Annotated in this window: 13 protein-coding genes, 1 tRNA gene and 1 pseudogene; 7 read left to right on the top strand and 8 right to left on the bottom strand. The window is 42.3% G+C overall.

What is annotated here, in order from left to right; all coding sequences use genetic code 11:
• Positions 1-142: 142 nt before the first annotated feature.
• Positions 143-1,723: a phosphoglycerate dehydrogenase gene (gene serA, locus UYC_RS0111970; protein WP_016878709.1), complete on the bottom strand. Its 1,581-nt coding sequence runs from the start codon at positions 1,721-1,723 to the stop codon at positions 143-145.
• A 329-nt stretch (positions 1,724-2,052) separates the two neighbouring features.
• Here serA and UYC_RS0111965 point away from each other — a divergent pair, with 329 nt between their 5' ends.
• The 6 genes and pseudogenes from UYC_RS0111965 to UYC_RS39465 all read left to right on the top strand — a co-directional run bounded on the left by UYC_RS0111965 (position 2,053) and on the right by UYC_RS39465 (position 8,843).
• Positions 2,053-2,424: a winged helix-turn-helix transcriptional regulator gene (locus UYC_RS0111965; protein ID WP_016878711.1), complete on the top strand. Its 372-nt coding sequence runs from the start codon at positions 2,053-2,055 to the stop codon at positions 2,422-2,424.
• A 353-nt stretch (positions 2,425-2,777) separates the two neighbouring features.
• The gene (locus UYC_RS0111960) at positions 2,778-4,385 is read left to right on the top strand and encodes a type I restriction-modification system subunit M (protein ID WP_016878712.1); all 1,608 of its coding nucleotides are present in this window, start codon (positions 2,778-2,780) and stop codon (positions 4,383-4,385) included.
• The gene (locus tag UYC_RS0111955; RefSeq protein ID WP_071588496.1) at positions 4,297-4,929 is read left to right on the top strand and encodes a restriction endonuclease subunit S; all 633 of its coding nucleotides are present in this window, start codon (positions 4,297-4,299) and stop codon (positions 4,927-4,929) included. Before UYC_RS0111960 ends, UYC_RS0111955 begins: the two co-directional genes overlap by 89 nt.
• Positions 4,930-4,937: 8 nt before the next feature.
• Positions 4,938-5,957 (top strand): hypothetical protein, encoded by a 1,020-nt coding sequence (locus UYC_RS0111950; RefSeq protein ID WP_235083175.1) that lies wholly within the window; start codon positions 4,938-4,940, stop codon positions 5,955-5,957.
• Between the two features lie 6 nt (positions 5,958-5,963).
• Positions 5,964-7,955 (top strand): annotated as a pseudogene (locus UYC_RS0111935) (type I restriction endonuclease subunit R); the annotation flags it as partial.
• Positions 7,929-8,843: a type I restriction endonuclease subunit R, EcoR124 family gene (locus UYC_RS39465; protein ID WP_235181619.1), complete on the top strand. Its 915-nt coding sequence runs from the start codon at positions 7,929-7,931 to the stop codon at positions 8,841-8,843. The pseudogene UYC_RS0111935 and the gene UYC_RS39465, both read left to right, overlap by 27 nt.
• A gap of 193 nt (positions 8,844-9,036) precedes the next feature.
• Here UYC_RS39465 and UYC_RS0111930 read toward each other — a convergent pair.
• Positions 9,037-9,110, bottom strand: a tRNA-Val gene (locus UYC_RS0111930).
• Positions 9,111-9,168: 58 nt separating this feature from the next.
• Positions 9,169-10,482 carry a hypothetical protein gene (locus UYC_RS0111925; protein ID WP_016878718.1) on the bottom strand — a complete coding sequence of 438 codons (1,314 nt, stop codon included), beginning with the start codon at positions 10,480-10,482 and terminating at the stop codon, positions 9,169-9,171.
• 169 nt (positions 10,483-10,651) lie between these two features.
• Here UYC_RS0111925 and UYC_RS0111920 point away from each other — a divergent pair, with 169 nt between their 5' ends.
• A complete protein-coding gene (locus UYC_RS0111920; protein ID WP_016878719.1) occupies positions 10,652-11,428 on the top strand; it encodes an SDR family NAD(P)-dependent oxidoreductase in 777 nt (258 codons plus the stop codon).
• A 76-nt stretch (positions 11,429-11,504) separates the two neighbouring features.
• On the opposite strand, the gene UYC_RS0111915 is transcribed toward UYC_RS0111920, so the two are convergent.
• The 5 genes from UYC_RS0111915 to UYC_RS0111900 form a co-directional block, all read right to left on the bottom strand.
• The gene (locus tag UYC_RS0111915; protein ID WP_016878720.1) at positions 11,505-12,284 is read right to left on the bottom strand and encodes a photosystem II electron transport protein, Sll1252 family; all 780 of its coding nucleotides are present in this window, start codon (positions 12,282-12,284) and stop codon (positions 11,505-11,507) included.
• A 55-nt stretch (positions 12,285-12,339) separates the two neighbouring features.
• Complete coding sequence (locus UYC_RS0111910) at positions 12,340-12,834, bottom strand: hypothetical protein (RefSeq protein ID WP_016878721.1); 495 nt, start codon at positions 12,832-12,834, stop codon at positions 12,340-12,342.
• A gap of 84 nt (positions 12,835-12,918) precedes the next feature.
• On the bottom strand, positions 12,919-13,299 hold the full coding sequence (locus UYC_RS0111905; RefSeq protein WP_016878722.1) for a hypothetical protein: 381 nt from the start codon (positions 13,297-13,299) through the stop codon (positions 12,919-12,921).
• Between the two features lie 364 nt (positions 13,300-13,663).
• Positions 13,664-13,894, bottom strand: a complete 231-nt coding sequence (locus tag UYC_RS38905) for a hypothetical protein (RefSeq protein ID WP_200862372.1) — start codon at positions 13,892-13,894, stop codon at positions 13,664-13,666.
• 120 nt (positions 13,895-14,014) lie between these two features.
• Positions 14,015-16,267, bottom strand: a complete 2,253-nt coding sequence (locus UYC_RS0111900) for a TolC family protein (protein ID WP_016878723.1) — start codon at positions 16,265-16,267, stop codon at positions 14,015-14,017.
• Positions 16,268-16,330: the final 63 nt, after the last annotated feature.

The following is a 16,330-nucleotide window of genomic DNA, read 5'->3' as shown; positions in this document are numbered from 1 at the left end:
AAGTGTAAAGGCTAAAGGATGAAAGAATTTTTAAGTAGAAGGCAGTTATGCTGACGGTAAATCAGAGATAAATCTTTTTATGTTTCATTCTGTCCACCTACTTACTTAATATTTCATCCTTCATCCTTTATCCTTCATTCTTTTAAAGTGTTACTGTATAAGCATCCCGAATGCCAGCCACTTTTTTAATCTCACTCAAAATCCCTTCAGGTAAGGGATCGTCGAGACTGAGAACCATCACTGCATCACCGCGAACAATTTTCCTACCTACCTGCATACTGGCAATATTGACATTAAAACTACCCAACAGGGAACCAAGTTTACCGATAATTCCCGGCATATCGCGGTGGAGGGTAAACAGCATATGCTGGCTGGGAGGAACGTTGACAGGGAAACCGTCAATGTTAGTCAGGCGGATTTCTCCGTCACCCAACAAAGCACCAGTGACAGAATGAGTACCCAAAGAACCTGTAGCTTCTAAATGCAGAGAACCTGCGTAGTCTTTAATCGCAGCATCGCGTGTTTCAATCACGCGGATTCCTCGTTCTTTGGCTTCAAGGGTAGCATTTACATAATTTACCCTTTCCCGCAGTGCTTGGTAAAGAAGTCCTTTTAGAGATGCGATTACCAAAGGCTGACTTTTGTTGGTTGCTAATTCACCTTGCAATCTAACGTTGAGTAATTCTACTCTACCGCCAGCCAGCTGTCCCACCAACTTACCCAGAGTTTCTGCCAACTGCATATAAGGTTTGAGTTCTTCCAATATATCAGGGCCGAGTCCAGGAATGTTGACTGCCGATCGCGCTGGTAATCCCAACAATACATCGCGGATTTGTTCGGCAACATCAATCGCCACATTCACTTGTGCTTCTGTCGTCGATGCACCTAAATGGGGAGTGAGAATAATTTCTTTGCCTAAAGCTCTTAAGGAAGATTCTCCCAAGGGTTCTGATTCAAACACATCCAGGGCAGCTCCGGCAATTTGCCCCTCTTTGAGAGCCACAGCTAGAGCTTCTTCATCAATGATGCCACCGCGAGCGCAATTGACAATCCGAGCAGTGGGTTTCATTTTTGCCAGCATTTTGGCATCGATTAGGTGGGTAGTCTCTGGAGTTTTAGGCATATGCAGCGTGATGTAGTCTGCTTGCTGTACCAATAAATCCAGTTCTACCAGTTGACAGCCGATTTGTTCTGCTCGTTCTGTAGAAATAAAGGGATCGTAGGCAAGCAGTTTCATGCCCATTGCTTTAGCAACAGTGGCAACATGAGAGCCGATTTTACCCAAGCCAATCACGCCAAGAGTTTTCTTGTATACCTCTGCTCCAATGAAGCTTTTGCGATCCCACTCGCCGCGTTTTACAGATGCATTCGCATCAGGGATGTAGCGAGATAAAGACAACATCATCGCTAGTGCGTGTTCGGCAGCGGCGATCGTGTTGCCCTCTGGAGAGTTGACAACTACTATCCCTTTACGAGTAGCGGCGGGAACATCTACATTATCTACACCCACGCCGGCACGTCCGATAATTTTTAGCTGCGTGCCAGCTTCAATGATTTCTTTTGTGACACGAGTACCAGAACGAATCATCAGTGCATCATAGTCACCTATGATTTGTACTAGTTCTTCTGGTTTGAGATTTGTTTTGACATCAACAGTGGCAACTTGGGATAAAATATCAATCCCAGCTTGGTCAATAGGATCGGAGACGAGAACCTTAGACATGATACTTTAAGTTTTAAGCTAGAGGTAATGCAGTTGGTAGAATTTATAAGTTTAATGTTTATCTGTACCAATTAAGCAAGTGGTATGAATTTGCCAATCGAACACCAAACCAGCCATACCTCTTGGTGATTGTGTGAGAGTTTTAGTTGCAGAAACCTCCATCACTGAAGGTGCACAGATTTAGTACCACTCCCTCGGTAAATATAAACCATCAAGGACGCAAATACTCATTATTTTATTAAAAATTTCAAAAGCTATTAGACCATGCTTGTTGAGTTGCTACGCGATCGCTTGTTTAATTTTTTGTAAATTATTTTACCCAACCAACCATGAAAGCTGAATCAGAAAATCATCACAAGCTGACGTGTGAACTAGAAATTACCCTGCAAGTGATAGGCGGGCGCTGGAAAGTATTAATTATCAGAGAATTAATGGCAGGAGTAAAACGTTTTGGCCAATTGCAGCGATTGCTACCAGGAATTACACAAAAAATGCTGACGCAGCAACTCCGGGAGATGGAAGAAGATGGTATTATTCATCGCGAAATTTATCCGCAAATTCCCCCAAAAGTCGAATATTCACTGACACCTTTAGGAGAAAGTCTCAAACCAATCCTATATGCAATGCACGAATTAGCAATTCAACACTTGCATCAAATTAACCGTCGTAAAAATAACTCAAAATATAAGATCCAAGAGTAAGAATGACTGCAATATTATGTATGGTTATAGTGCATGGGCTTCGTAACATAGTTTGGTTTATTTCCACCGACTTATTTAGTTTTCATTCTTATTAACAGAAGTCCAAATTTGCGGATTTTGCGTTGCTGTAGATAAAAATGCGATCGCAAAGTTGAGATTTTGATTTTTGGTAAGCCATTAGTATCTTTAGCGGCGTTTTGTTTCGCGGGTCAATGACTATAAACTTGCTATGCTCATCTAGCACAATATTAGGACTTACACACTGTACCAAGGAATCATCTTGTGTGTTAGTCTATACGTTGCTCAGATACCACTTCTTGGCAGTGCTAGCGATCGCCCAGTACGAGAGATAAATGACGAACGGACTGAACGGACAAAACGGACACAAGAAAAAGCTAGAAACCCAGCTTTGGAATATTGCCGACTCGCTTCGGGGCAAGATGAATGCTGATGAGTTTCGGGATTATTGCTTAGGGTTTATTTTCTACAAGTACCTCTCTGAGCGGCAGCATCTTTATGCCAATGAAGTGTTAGCGGAGGATGGCATTGACTTTCTGGAGATTGACGAATCTTCCGAGGAGGGGCAAGAATATTTAGAGGCGATTCGGGAAGAGTCGATCGCCACGCTGGGATATTTTCTGAAACCCTCAGAGTTGTTCAGTTCTTTAGCGGAGCGGGCGTTAGGGGCGAAAAAAGCCCATGAAGAAAATTTGAGGGATGAGGATTTTGAGTCGTCAAATTTTATTTTGGATGATCTCGCCCAGGTGCTTAACAGCATTGAACGCTCCACAATGGGCAAGGAAAGTGAGGAAGATTTTGATCATTTGTTTGAGGATCTGGATCTGAATTCGACGAAGTTGGGGCGGACTCCGAAGGCAAAAAATGCTTTAATTGCCAAGATTTTAGTGCATCTCGATAAGATTGATTTTCGGTTGGGAGACACCGAGAGCGATGTTCTGGGGGATGCCTATGAGTATTTGATTGGGCAGTTTGCCAGTGGTGCAGGTAAAAAGGCAGGAGAGTTTTACACGCCGCAGCAGGTTTCTAAGGTATTGGCGAAGATTGTGACGACGGGGAAGGAGCGGCTGAAGTCGGTTTATGACCCGACTTGTGGTTCGGGATCTTTGCTGCTACGGGTGGCGCGGGAGGTGGAATCAGTCGGGGATTTTTACGGACAAGAAATGAACCGCACAACTTACAACCTGGCGCGGATGAACATGATTTTGCATGGGGTGCATTATCGGAATTTTGATCTGCGCCAGGAGGATACGTTAGAGAACCCCCAGCATGAGGGAATGCGGTTTGAGGCGGTGGTGGCAAATCCGCCGTTTTCAGCCAAGTGGAGTGCTAATAAGCTATTTGAGTCAGATGATCGCTTTAGTCAGTATGGGGCGTTGGCTCCAGCGTCTAAAGCTGATTTTGCTTTTGTACAGCACATGCTTCATCACCTGGATGAGAATGGCATTATGGCAGTGGTGTTGCCCCACGGGGTTTTGTTTCGAGGGGGGACAGAGGGGCGTATTCGCCAGTATCTAATCAAGGAGCGGAATTGGTTGGATGCGGTGATTGGGTTGCCTGCCAATATTTTTTATGGCACCAGTATCCCCACTTGCATTTTAGTGTTGAAAAAGTGCCGGGAATCTCCTGAAGATATTTTGTTCATTGACGCTAGTGCCTATTTCGAGAAGGCAACGAATCAAAATCTTTTACGGGATCAGGATGTTGACAAAATTATTTCCACCTATCGCCAAAGGTTAGAGGAGGAAAAGTATAGTTATCGCGCACCTTTAGCGGAGATTGAGGAGAATAATTTTAATCTCAATATTCCGCGCTATGTGGATACGTTTGAGGAGGACGAACCGATTGATTTAGATGCAGTGGTGCGTTCGCTTCAAACAATCAGACGGCTCCCCCTTCTCAAACTGGGAAGAAAAAAAGCTCGGCGAAGTATTCGGCTTTAAAAATGGGATTAATGCTGACAAATCAAAATATGGTCGTGGGAAAAAATTCATTAATGTGTTGGATATAATTAATGATGCTCCAATATACCATGATTCTATTATTGGCAGTGTTGAAATTACAGAACAAGAGTTCGAGAATAATGACGTAAAGTATGGCGATATCTTGTTTCAAAGAAGTTCTGAAATCAGAGAAGAAGCAGGACAATCAAATGTTTATTTAGACAGGAATAAAAAAGCTACTTTTGGAGGTTTCGTTATTCGCGGTCGTCCAAAAATAAGTTTCAATCCAGTTTATTTTCATAATTTATTAAAAACCGAAGCTGTTCGCAAAGAAATTACTAATCGCAGTGGCGGCAGTACAAGATTTAATGTGGGACAAGACTCATTAAGCGAAGTCCCTATCGTGTTCTGTAGATCAATTGAAGAGCAAGGTAAAATAGCGAATTTTCTAACTGCTATTGACCAAAAAATTGAAGCTATCTCCCACTATATCGATTGCAACGAACAATTCAAAAAAGGTTTACTTCAAAAAATGTTTGTGTAGTGGAGGATATGATGGATAGCCTAAAAGAACTTATTATTAAAAACACAGAAAAATTTCCCGAATTTGAATACTATATTCCTATAATTGAAACAGCAGAAAGGAATCAAGAAGAACATCCTGATATTACTATTGAATGTTGCAATTCACTTGTTCAAGGTATTTCTAAGACAATTATCTTTTCTCTATTGTCTTCATTTATTACTTCATTATCTAAATTGCCAAAAGTTGATATTAAAAAGCTGATAAATAATAAATCAGTTCATATACAGTTCTCTACGGCTCTAGGTATCCTAGAAAAGGATGTGGGTGACTCTGTTTTTTTTGATTTAATTGAAAAGGCTTTTCAATCGCTTCAAAACAAGAAGCCAAATAATAATGATATCAATAAAATTGGATCAATATTTAAGGAAGCTATAAAAATTTCACAAGAAAAAGGTATGGACGGTGAAGAAGTTCAATTCTTAATAGCTTGCGAAAAATTAATTTGTGATGAGAAAACATCATTTTTTGAACTCATACAAAATTCCTCTTTCTCATTAAATCAAAAACCCACTTCTGAGGATGCTAACTTTAAACAAGCTATTAAGCTTTTATCTGATCACGGAGATATACTTGAAATTGATTTTATAAGAGCTTGTCAAACTTTAATTAACAAAATCAGTAATTTTAGAAATGACAGGGGCGATATTTCTCATGGAAGAGAAGTGCCAAAACTTTTGAAAAGCGACATAAATCTATCAAGGCTTATTGTAGAAATAACTGAAAGCTTATTACGATATACACTAGCGTCGTTCTTCATTTTAGATTTAGAGAAAAAAGCACAAGAATTTGAGGTAACAGAAGTCAAGGAAGAAGAAATCATCATTGGATACGAAGAGAATCTAGAATTCAATGACTTTCTAGACGAAGAATATCCCTTAGACGGAAAACTACTTTATAGCCAAGCACTTTACACCCTTTACTATGAAGACTACGAGATCCGGCTACAAGCTTTCCTTGATGAACAAGCAATATTAAATGAAGAGTAGGTCGCCATGACGGAATCTGAAGCGCAACTAGAGCAAAAGCTGATCGATCGCCTAACTGGACTAGGCTACGAACCTGTCACCCTTCGCAATGCTGAAGACTTCAAAACCAACCTGAAAACCCAACTAGAAAAACATAACCACATCAAACTCAGCGACACAGAGTTTAAAAGCATTCTCAACCACCTTGATAAAAGTAACGTCTTTGACCGCGCCAAACGCCTGCGCGACAAAATGGAACTCAGGCGCGACGATGGCACCACCTTTTACCTAGAATTCCTCAACACCGAACATTGGTGTCAAAACCAATATCAAGTCACGAACCAGATCACCCAGTAAGGCAAATACAAAAACCGCTACGATGTAACCCTGCTGATTAATGGCTTACCTCTCGTCCAAATTGAACTGAAACGCCGAGGGCTGGAACTCAAAGAAGCCTTTAACCAAATCAACCGCTACCAACGCCATTCCTACAGTGCAGACAATGGACTGTTTCAATATGTCCAAATTTTCGTCATCTCCAGCGGTGTCAATACCCGCTACTACGCCAACAACCGTAAACAAGAATTTAAACAAACCTTCTACTGGGCAGACCAAGACAATAACCTCATAACCCAACTGGAGGACTTTACCGATAGCTTTCTGGAGAAATGCCACGTCTCCAAAATGATCTGCAAATACATAGTCCTGCACGAATCCGACAAAGTGCTGATGGTGCTGCGCCCCTATCAATACTACGCAGTAGAAGCCATTATTGAGCGAGTGAAGGATACCGATAAAAACGGCTATATCTGGCATACCACTGGATCAGGCAAAACCCTCACCAGTTTCAAAGCTGCCCAAATTCTCACCCAACTCCCCAAAGTCCATAAAGTGCTGTTTGTCGTTGATCGCGCTGACCTTGACTACCAAACCAGCAAAGAATTTAATTATTTCAGTCCTAATTGCGTAGACACCACTGACAACACTAAACAACTGGTAGAACAAATGGCTGGGGATAATCCCCTCATTGTCACCACGATTCAGAAACTCAACCGTGCGATCAAATCCCAACGGCATGAAGTCGCAATGGAGAGTTTGAAAGATAAGCGCATTGTGTTTATCTTTGATGAATGCCACCGTTCTCAATTTGGCGAAACTCATAAAAATATCGTCAAATTCTTTACCCAAGCCCAGATGTTTGGCTTTACCGGGACTCCCATCTTTGCAGATAACGCTGCCAGTAATCAACACGGTAAACGGACTACTAGAGACTTATTCCAAGAATGTCTGCATAAATATGTGATCACCAATGCGATCGCTGATGAAAACGTTCTTAAATTTTCCGTCGAGTATTGGGGCAAACTCAAACGCAAAGATGGAACACTCATTACAGAGCCAAAATCAGACCCCGAATTCTTTGAAAATCCCGACCGAATTTCTCTGATTGTTGATTGGATTATTGCCAACCATATCCGTAAAACCCACGGCAGAAAATTCTCTGCTATGCTCTGTGTCAGTCACGTAGATACCCTCATCACTTATTACGAAACATTCAAAAATAAACAGAAACAGGGATTCCATGACCTCCGAATCATCACTATTTTTACACCCAGCGATAACGAAGAAGACGAAGACGCAAACGGCTTAATTGGAGAACCTGATTTCAATATCAGCACAGATACGAGCAGCCGCAGTCATAGCCGCGACAAATTAAATGAATTTATCGCCGACTATAACCAGATGTACCAAACCCAACATTCAGCTAAAGATAGTCAGGCATTCTATGCCTACTACAAAGATATTTCCAAACGAATGAAGGATAGGGATCGGGAAAACTTTCAGGATCAGGAACGTGCTGATATTCTGTTAGTAGTTAATATGTTTCTTACGGGTTTTGATGTTAAGAAACTCAATACGCTCTATGTCGATAAAAATCTGAAGTACCACGGGTTAATTCAAGCATACTCCCGTACTAATCGTATTTTGGGCGAACTGAAATCTCAGGGAAATATTGTTTGCTTTCGCAATCTTAAGGAGAATACCGATCAAGCCGTTGCCCTCTTTTCCGATACCAACGCTAATGAACAAATTTTCATTGAAACCTACGATTACTACATTAAGGAATTTAATAAAGGTGTCCAAGAACTGAGAGCGATCGCCACTATCCCTAACGATGTCAATAAGCTGATTAGTGAAGACGACCAAGTTAAGTTTGTTAAAGCATTTCGTAATCTTATCCGTTTACAGAATGTAAGTAAATCATTCACTGAATTTAGTTTTTCCGACTTGAATCTGGATGAACAAACCTTTGAAGATTATAAAAGCAAATATCTGGACATTTATGATAGAACGCGATCCAAACCTGATGAAGAGAAAGAATCTTTGGTTGAGGAAGTCGATTTTGAACTGGAACTGATCCAGCGAGACGAAATCAATGTAAGCTATATTCTCAAGCTGCTGGCTAACCTCCAGCGCGATCGGCAAGCAGATGTCACCTCAGAAGAGTACCAGAGCCAAAAAGCCTCTATCCTTGAACTCATTGGCAAAGAAGCCCAATTACGAAGTAAACGGGATCTGCTGGAGAAATTCATTGAAGAGCGGCTACCTACCCTTGAACCTGAAGAAAAAGTCGAAACCGTCTTTCAAAACTTCTGGACTCAAGAACGTATTGAAGCAATTCAGCAACTCTGTATAGAGGAAAATCTCAAGGTCGAAGCTGTTAATCAAATGATTGCCGACTATAAATTTTCAGGGAAAGAGCCATTAAGAGAAACTGTGCTGAGTGCTTGTAACGAAAAACCCAAATTATTAGATCGTAAAAAAATCTTTGCGCGAGTCGTATCAAAATTACTCGACATCATCAACAAATTTGATGACGCTCTTGGTGAGCTTGAGGAGGAAGAATAAAACAGTTTTCAAAGCAGGCAATCGCATCTGTAGTAGAAGTAGATTTCCAGAGGTCAGGCGAAATGCTGCCACTTGCTAGAACCTCCACCATATTTGCATAGAACGATCGCTTTTTCTGAGTCAATAAGACCATTTAACTGAGAATATTCAAATCCAGTTATTTCTAGAACCCTTATGTAGTCTATATTTTAGATGGACGTAACTGGATTCGAACCAGTGACCTCTACGATGTCAACGTAGCGCTCTAACCAACTGAGCTATACGTCCGTTTGTGCCTTTGTAAGCATAACATATATTTCCTTAAAAAAGCAACTTCCACAAAAAGCTACTGTTGCAACCTTTGTGCTGATATGAGCAGTTGTTGTGCTTCTGCGTAGGCACTTGTCCCTGGTTTAACTGTTTTCAGTTCCTTGATAATTCCCATTAACTCACCTTTAAATTGATTGCGATCTGTAGGAGGGTAAGCAACCAGCCTTTGAATTCGCCTGTTAGCTTCATTGAGAGCTTGTTTTGACTCGCTTTCTGCTTGCTTGCGAGATTGCACATCCCCTAAGTTGCTTTGATATGCAGCCAGTAGCTTTTGTGCTTCCAAATAATTTGGTTCTTCTACTCGAATTTTTTGGAGTCGTTCAATTGCTTCAACCCACAATTTTTCTGCTTGTTGCCATTTTTCGGCTGGATGGGGTGGATTTTGTGAAACTTGCGCAGCTTGCAAAGCAAATACCTTTGCAGCCTCAATTAATGAGGCTGTTTGGCTATTTCCTGTAATGTTGTGAGTGACTTTACTAAAATCGCGATCGTAGGCTACTAGCTTTGTTTGTGCCGTTTTTCCTGCCAGTGTTTCTTTGGGTATTTGCTCTAGAGTATCCAGCGCCACTTGCATAGATGCGATCGCTTGCTGTTGCTCTTGTGCATTTTTGGCTTGTTCGTATTGCTGCTTTGCAACCCCAAGAGCGTTTTCTGCTTCTGCTAAGAGCGTAAAAGCATTTTTTTCTTGAAAAACTTTCGCATCCATCCGTGCTACCCTGCGACGAGCATCTTCAAACTCATCGAAGGTAAACTTCCAAGTGCAACTAAAGAAGCGACAGTAAGCTTGAGGATAGTACCCCAAAAACCAAACTGGTAGATTATCCAGATACTTTTGTGCTTCTTTATTTTTCTCTGCTCCACGCTCAATATCAGCTTGGCTTGTAGCTTTATTGATGAGCTGATCTGCTTGTTCAACGTAGTTTACTGCCCCACGGTAGTTACGATCCATACTTATAAAACTGGGTAACAGCAAAATAGGCGCTGTTTTGGCAATAGGCCAGCGAATCATAGGATAGGGTAAATTTACTACCCAAACAACTCCAGTTACAGTTGTGACTAAAATAGCCGCCCATCTTATTTTGCTGAAAATAGCAGGTGACTGATTAGCTTTTGCAGCTTGCTTGATTGCCTTTTCGCTGAATTGAGGAAATACATCCACAACTGTATCGCGTAACTCATCTACATTAGCAGGATGACCTTTTTCTCGCCGCAGTTGTTCTAAACGTTTCATAACGATTAGGCACTCAGTTTTGCCAATCTCGCCATCACTGCTACATTTTTGAACTTCAGTAGCCAATATTTCAAAAGCTCGCTTGTTGAGACGGTACATACAAAAACTCAGGATTTTATGATTTTAGTATTCCCGTCAGTAACGAAAAAATATATAAATAACGGGGTGCTGCTTTGCCTTGTTGGGTATATGACTATAGGCGGGTCAAACTTCCAACTAATATTGTTAGTATCTGTAAAGTGATTAACAAATTATTTTAGTACCGAGAATGCCGACTGCTTTAATTACAGGAGCCTCTGATGGCATTGGAAAAGCCTTTGCAGAGGAACTAGCCGCACGCAATACAAATCTTGTGCTCGTTGCTCGTTCTCAAGAAAAGTTAAACCAACTGGCAAAAGAACTACAAGAAAAATATCAAATTCAAGTTGACATTATAGTCACAGATCTGACAGAAACAGGCGCTACTAATGCGGTGTTTGACTTCACTCAAAAAAGGGGATTAACGATTGACTTATTAATTAACAATGCTGGTTTTGCAGATTATGGGGATTTTGCCGAAACAGACGAAGAAAGGCAAATTAAGATGGTACAATTAAATGTTTTGGCATTAGTCCATTTAACCCATAAATTTCTACCTCTGATGCGACAGCGCCGTTCAGGCAGCATCATCAATGTATCTTCTTTAGCTGCTTTTCAACCGATCCCATACCTTTCGGTTTACTCCGCTAGCAAAGCTTTTGTTCGCAATTTTAGTGAAGCATTGTGGGCAGAAAATCGTCACTACGGTATCCGCATTCTAGTCTCTTGTCCGGGGCCTGTGGAAACAAATTTTTTTACTGAAGCTAAATTTCCTCCAGAACTGGCAGGAAGAACAAATAAAATATCTACAGCCAAGGAGGTAGTGGAGGAAACACTAAAAGCTCTGGAAAGAGGTGATTCTACCGTGGTAATTGGTGGCTTGACGACTCATTTAATCACTAAATTAGCTGGTTTTGTTCCACGCACAACTTTAGTGAATATTTTGGAAAAGCAATTTAAGGTATAAGAGTTAATAGTTAATGGTTAATAGCTAATAGCAATTAACTATTAGCTATTAGCCATTAGCAATTAAACTACTAACTCTACATATACCGTGTGAGTTGGACGCGATATCTATCTTTTTTGGTAATAGCAATCTCACCAACTTCTAAACGCCCTTTGCCGCGAATTGCTATTAAGTCACCTGTTTTAACTTGAGAACTAGCTTGGGTGATTTCCTTCCAATTCACCCTTACATCACCTCCATCTATTAATTCCACCATCTTGCTGCGAGACATACTAAATCCAGCCGAGGCGATCGCATCCAACCGCAAAGATGCTTCCACGGTGGTTAATTCTTTTTTCTTTGGTTCGCGCACCTTTAACTCGCTTAAATCAATGCGCTGAGTTTTCACAGGCACCGATCGCACCTGCTTGAGGTTCATCTCTAAAAATTCCACCAATTCTGGTACAACTATTGCCTGTGCTCCACGTTCGCCCAAGACAATAATATCCCCTGTCTTTTCGCGGACAATACCAGTTCCCAGCATTGCACCCAAAAAGTCGCGGTGAGTAGCAGTATCAAATAGAAAATTGCCAGCAATATCTAACGTGGCGACATCGACTTGAGATCTATCGAGGGGGAGTTCAGAACGAGCGATCGCTATTCTTTGACGTTCTGCTTGCGGATATCCTCCCCACGCTAGCAATTGTACTTCTGTTAATCGACCAAATACCTGCTGAATTTCAGCCAATTCTGGCGGAGACAGAAAATCTGTCAAAACCACTTCCCAAGTTTTAATGGCTTGTTCGGCTTGATCGATGACACGAGCTAAAGCATCTCGATTTTCAACACCTTTTAAAATTTCTTCCCTTGGCAGCATTACTTATGATTTGTTAATTGTTAATTGTTAATTGCTATTAGCCATTAGCCATTAACTATCCTTGGTAACCTTGAATATTTTCTGGCTCATATTGACGTAAAATTCGGGTTGCTTGGCGGATAAGAGTTTCAGAATCTTGAACCACTATCAAGTATTTACCTTCATTCAAGCGGTTGCGGTATGGTAAAGCGTCACCACTACCGACGATTAAGCCAATTCCACCACCTACAAACAAGCTTCCCAAAGCACCACTGCCAGCTCCTAATAATCCTCCAATGATGTGATTGCCAATTTCACCTGCCCAAGCAAAGGTATTTAACCCAGTAATAATGCTGAAAGTCGTTCCTGCAAAAAATCCAAAGGGTACGAGCCAGAATGCCATCAGCCTGGCTTGCTTTTTGGCTGGTTCTTTAGGATCGATCAAGCCAAACTCATCAGCGGATTTGTAGCCTTTACCCAGAATTGTGCTTTTTATGCCTTCTTTTTCTAAGGCTAAGTAAGCTGCTTCTGCTTGGATGCGGTCTGATAATACGGCAATAAGGTAATTCATTGATATAACTGGATATAACTCTATTTGTCTGAAAGCAGTTTTGCCTTAATTACCAGGGTATCAGCGCTGGGAGTTCTATACCATTCACTCCAACAATGCATCCAATGGCTCACAAAAATTGTTTATACCTTGCTTGAGAATATACATTAAAACTGGTGCGGCTAAAATTTTCGGAAACGTCGGCATTGTATTTAAATGTTCCATCATCCCCTTGACTGAACCGTTGAGCAAGTCCTCACGAAATCCTTGTTCGCAAATCACAGCCCGCCACTTTCTTGCTAAGGCATCTAACCACTCTGCATTGGCTCTTTCTGGTTCTTGCCCTACCCGAATAGCTAACGTCATTGCAGCATCTTCCAAATCGCCTTCACAATCTTCAATCATATCCAATGCTTCCATGGCTCTGGGATCATTTGTTAGTTGTGAACGAAAGAGGGCGATTTCTTGGACTGTCACTGTAGTCATGGGATAGTTATTTTTTAGCCAGGGATTTACCTCTCAGCTATGTTATTCCAATTTTGACCTATATTAATTAACCTGCTCTAAATCGTAAAAATTGATTCTAGGAATTGAGCAGTTTGTCATAGCTGTACGATTTTGCGATCGCCAGCTATTTTGTATAAATTTTAAACTTTTGCTAAGTAAAAGTACTAGTCAAACTACAATACGATTTGGCTTTGAGCAGGCTAGATAGAAATCTAACGAAACGCTAAGTTATTTTCGTTCAAGTAGTAAAAATTTAGTCAAAAGTAATTTATCATGTGTTAGTTGTTGCCCACAAACACACGACTGATTGTAAGTAGAAGGCAGAGGAGCAGTAAACTACTAACTACTGTACGGGAGGCAGCGCGTTGCGGAGCCAGTGCGGTGGTGAGGCAGCGCGTTGGGCGGCTACCCTCCGGGAAGCCGCTTCGCGTCTAGTGCCGACTTGTAGGCGCGAAGCGACTTCCGAAGGTAGCGACTGCCGTAGACACGAAGTGGCTTCTGAAAGTAAGGGTTCCCCGGCATAAAGGAGCCAGTGCGTTGCGCGGGTTTCCCGCGTTGTAGCACCTGGCGTCAACTGGCGTCGGGTTAAGCGCGTCGAGTGCGACTGCCGTGCGGGTTTAAAAGATAAATTGTCGCTTTTCACCAAAGTTAATCAACAAAACCCGCCCCTACTAACTACTAACTAATGACCAACTTAACGTAATGCTCTGGTAGTGACAGCTCTTTGTAAATTAGCCAAAGCGCGGTTGTAATCCAAAATTGCGACTACACGATTACCCTCAGCAGTAGTTAAATCAGTTTCAGCGGCAATGACATCGGTTTGAGTTCCCACACCTGCTTGAAAGCGCAAACGGGCTAAACGGAGAGCTTCTCTGGCTTGATCTAGTGCAGCATTGGCAGTTTGGACATTCTCCAGGTTAGCTTGCAAATTCGAGTAGGCTTGTTCTACGTCAAAGCGAGTCTGATCGCGCTGTTGAGCAAATTGAGTTTCAGCGATTCGTATATTAGCTCTTTCTTGAGCTGCTCTGGCTCTGGCTGCTCCCCCATCAAATAAATTTAGGCTTGCCCGAAGTCCGAGCGAGTAGCCGTCAGTGACGCTAATAGTATCATCGAATTGATCCAGCAAGTTATAGCTAGCAATTACACTCACTTGGGGGCCTAATTCTGAAAGAGCCAAACGTCGTCTCTGCTCGCTAATATTGCGTTGTGCCAAAAACTGTTGCAGTTCTGGACGATTTTGAAAGGCGAGTACAATACTTTCTTCCAATGTTGGATTCCAAAGTCCAGCTAAGTTAACAGGATCTGCTGCACTAATATTAATCGATCCAGGGATACTCAGCCGAGTTGCCAATTGGCTGCTAGTAATTCGTTGCTGAGACAGTGCCCTCGTCAAGTTTTGTTGAGCATTTGCTAAATTTACTTGTGCTCGCAGTACATCAAAGCGCGTACCCACCCCAGCTCGTTCTAATGCCTGGGCATCCCGCAAACTAGCTTCGGCATTTGTGACAGCAGCTTGCTGAATCCGCACATTTTCATCTGCTTGTTGCAGATCGTAGTAATTGGTTGTCACATCTAGGCGAATTTGCTCAGACAAGCGCTCTACATCCAATTGCTGGAAGCGTACCTGCTCTTCAGCAGCGTTGATATTAGCCCGCCGTCTCCCAGAAGTGTAGAGATCGTAAGTAAGTTGTGCTGTACCAGTGAAAGCGGAAGTGGGTTCATCTTGGGATGGGGTGCGTAATTCGGGTGGTACACCAGCTTCAGCCTCAGCTGTTCGTTCACTCTGTAATTGGGAACTAGCAGACTGCTGACGAGCAATCTCAGCGCTCAATCCCAGATCGGGATACAAATCAGCTTGTGCTTCCCGCAGAGCAGCTCGCGCCCGTTGTAGCTCCAATAAGGACACTTGTAGTTCCCGATTGTTGCGCCGAGCCAATTCTATTGCTTGTTCTAAGCTAATTGGTTGCGTTCCCCTAACTCTGACTTCCTCTATTTGAGTAGGATATTGCAGGGGATTGGGGTTGGGATTGAGATAATCGGGAATTTGTTGTGGGGTTTTAGGTGCAGCAGGAGCGGTTGGCGCACTCGGAACGGAAGGAGTGACTGGTGCAGGAGTTTTTGGCGTACCTGGAGGTAATTGCGACACTAATTCTGTAACGAAAGGCTTTTGCCCACAACCAACAGAATTCAAAACAAAGGGTTGCTGTTGGCAGTTCTGCACTTCTAGCAGTTTTGCCGCTCTCGAATTGCTTGCATTACTCTGTATAAAATTTGATAATTTCGTTTCAGGGTTTTTATGGCGTTTTGGCTCCGCAGACGCAAGTATATATGAGTTTTTTTCTGGAGCAGAACTTATTTTTCCAGTTGTTTTAGATACAACTGTTTTTTGCGATCGCATTTTGGCGATCGCTTCACGCAGCCTCTGCCCATTGTCTTTACTCTTGGAGATAGGACGGGCATTTGGCTCCACTTTGGGAACCGGAATCCGAACTGATGTTCTGACAGGGCGCTTGGGTGTGCTGGCAAGTTTACCCAAACTAGCTCCAGATCCGTCACTACGCTGTTTTGGGTTGTCAGTCACAGCAAGGTTGTTTCCTGACAGATACTTGGCAGGCAAGGTAGCACTCAAGCCAAAAATTGCTGCTTTCTCATGTCCAGATATCCGTTTTACTGGTATACCAGTTTTTCCGGTGACTACAACTCCAATATTTTTACTGCTGGTTGCTGATAAAGTGCGATCACTAGCAGCAAACAGTTGCCGATCTAAATCTAAATTGTTTGCTTTTGTTAGCCAACTACCACTGGCGATGGTGGAAGTTGAAACACTTGGAGAGACAACCTGCTGTATCCCACTGGCTTTCGCCGTTTCAGCCCAAGTGGGTTGGGTTGTTAATACAGCTGCTGTCACACCAGGCAAGAAACTATAGAAGATTTGCTGTCCTTTCACCGCATCCCCTCACACGACAATTAAGCGGCTTCAAACCGTTGATCACCACAGAACTATAGCACT

It is taken from the genome of Chlorogloeopsis fritschii PCC 6912 (genome assembly GCF_000317285.1).
Classification (GTDB): domain Bacteria; phylum Cyanobacteriota; class Cyanobacteriia; order Cyanobacteriales; family Nostocaceae; genus Chlorogloeopsis; species Chlorogloeopsis fritschii.
Note: the sequence above shows the minus strand (reverse complement) of the source record. Positions and strands in the feature narration are given on the sequence as shown.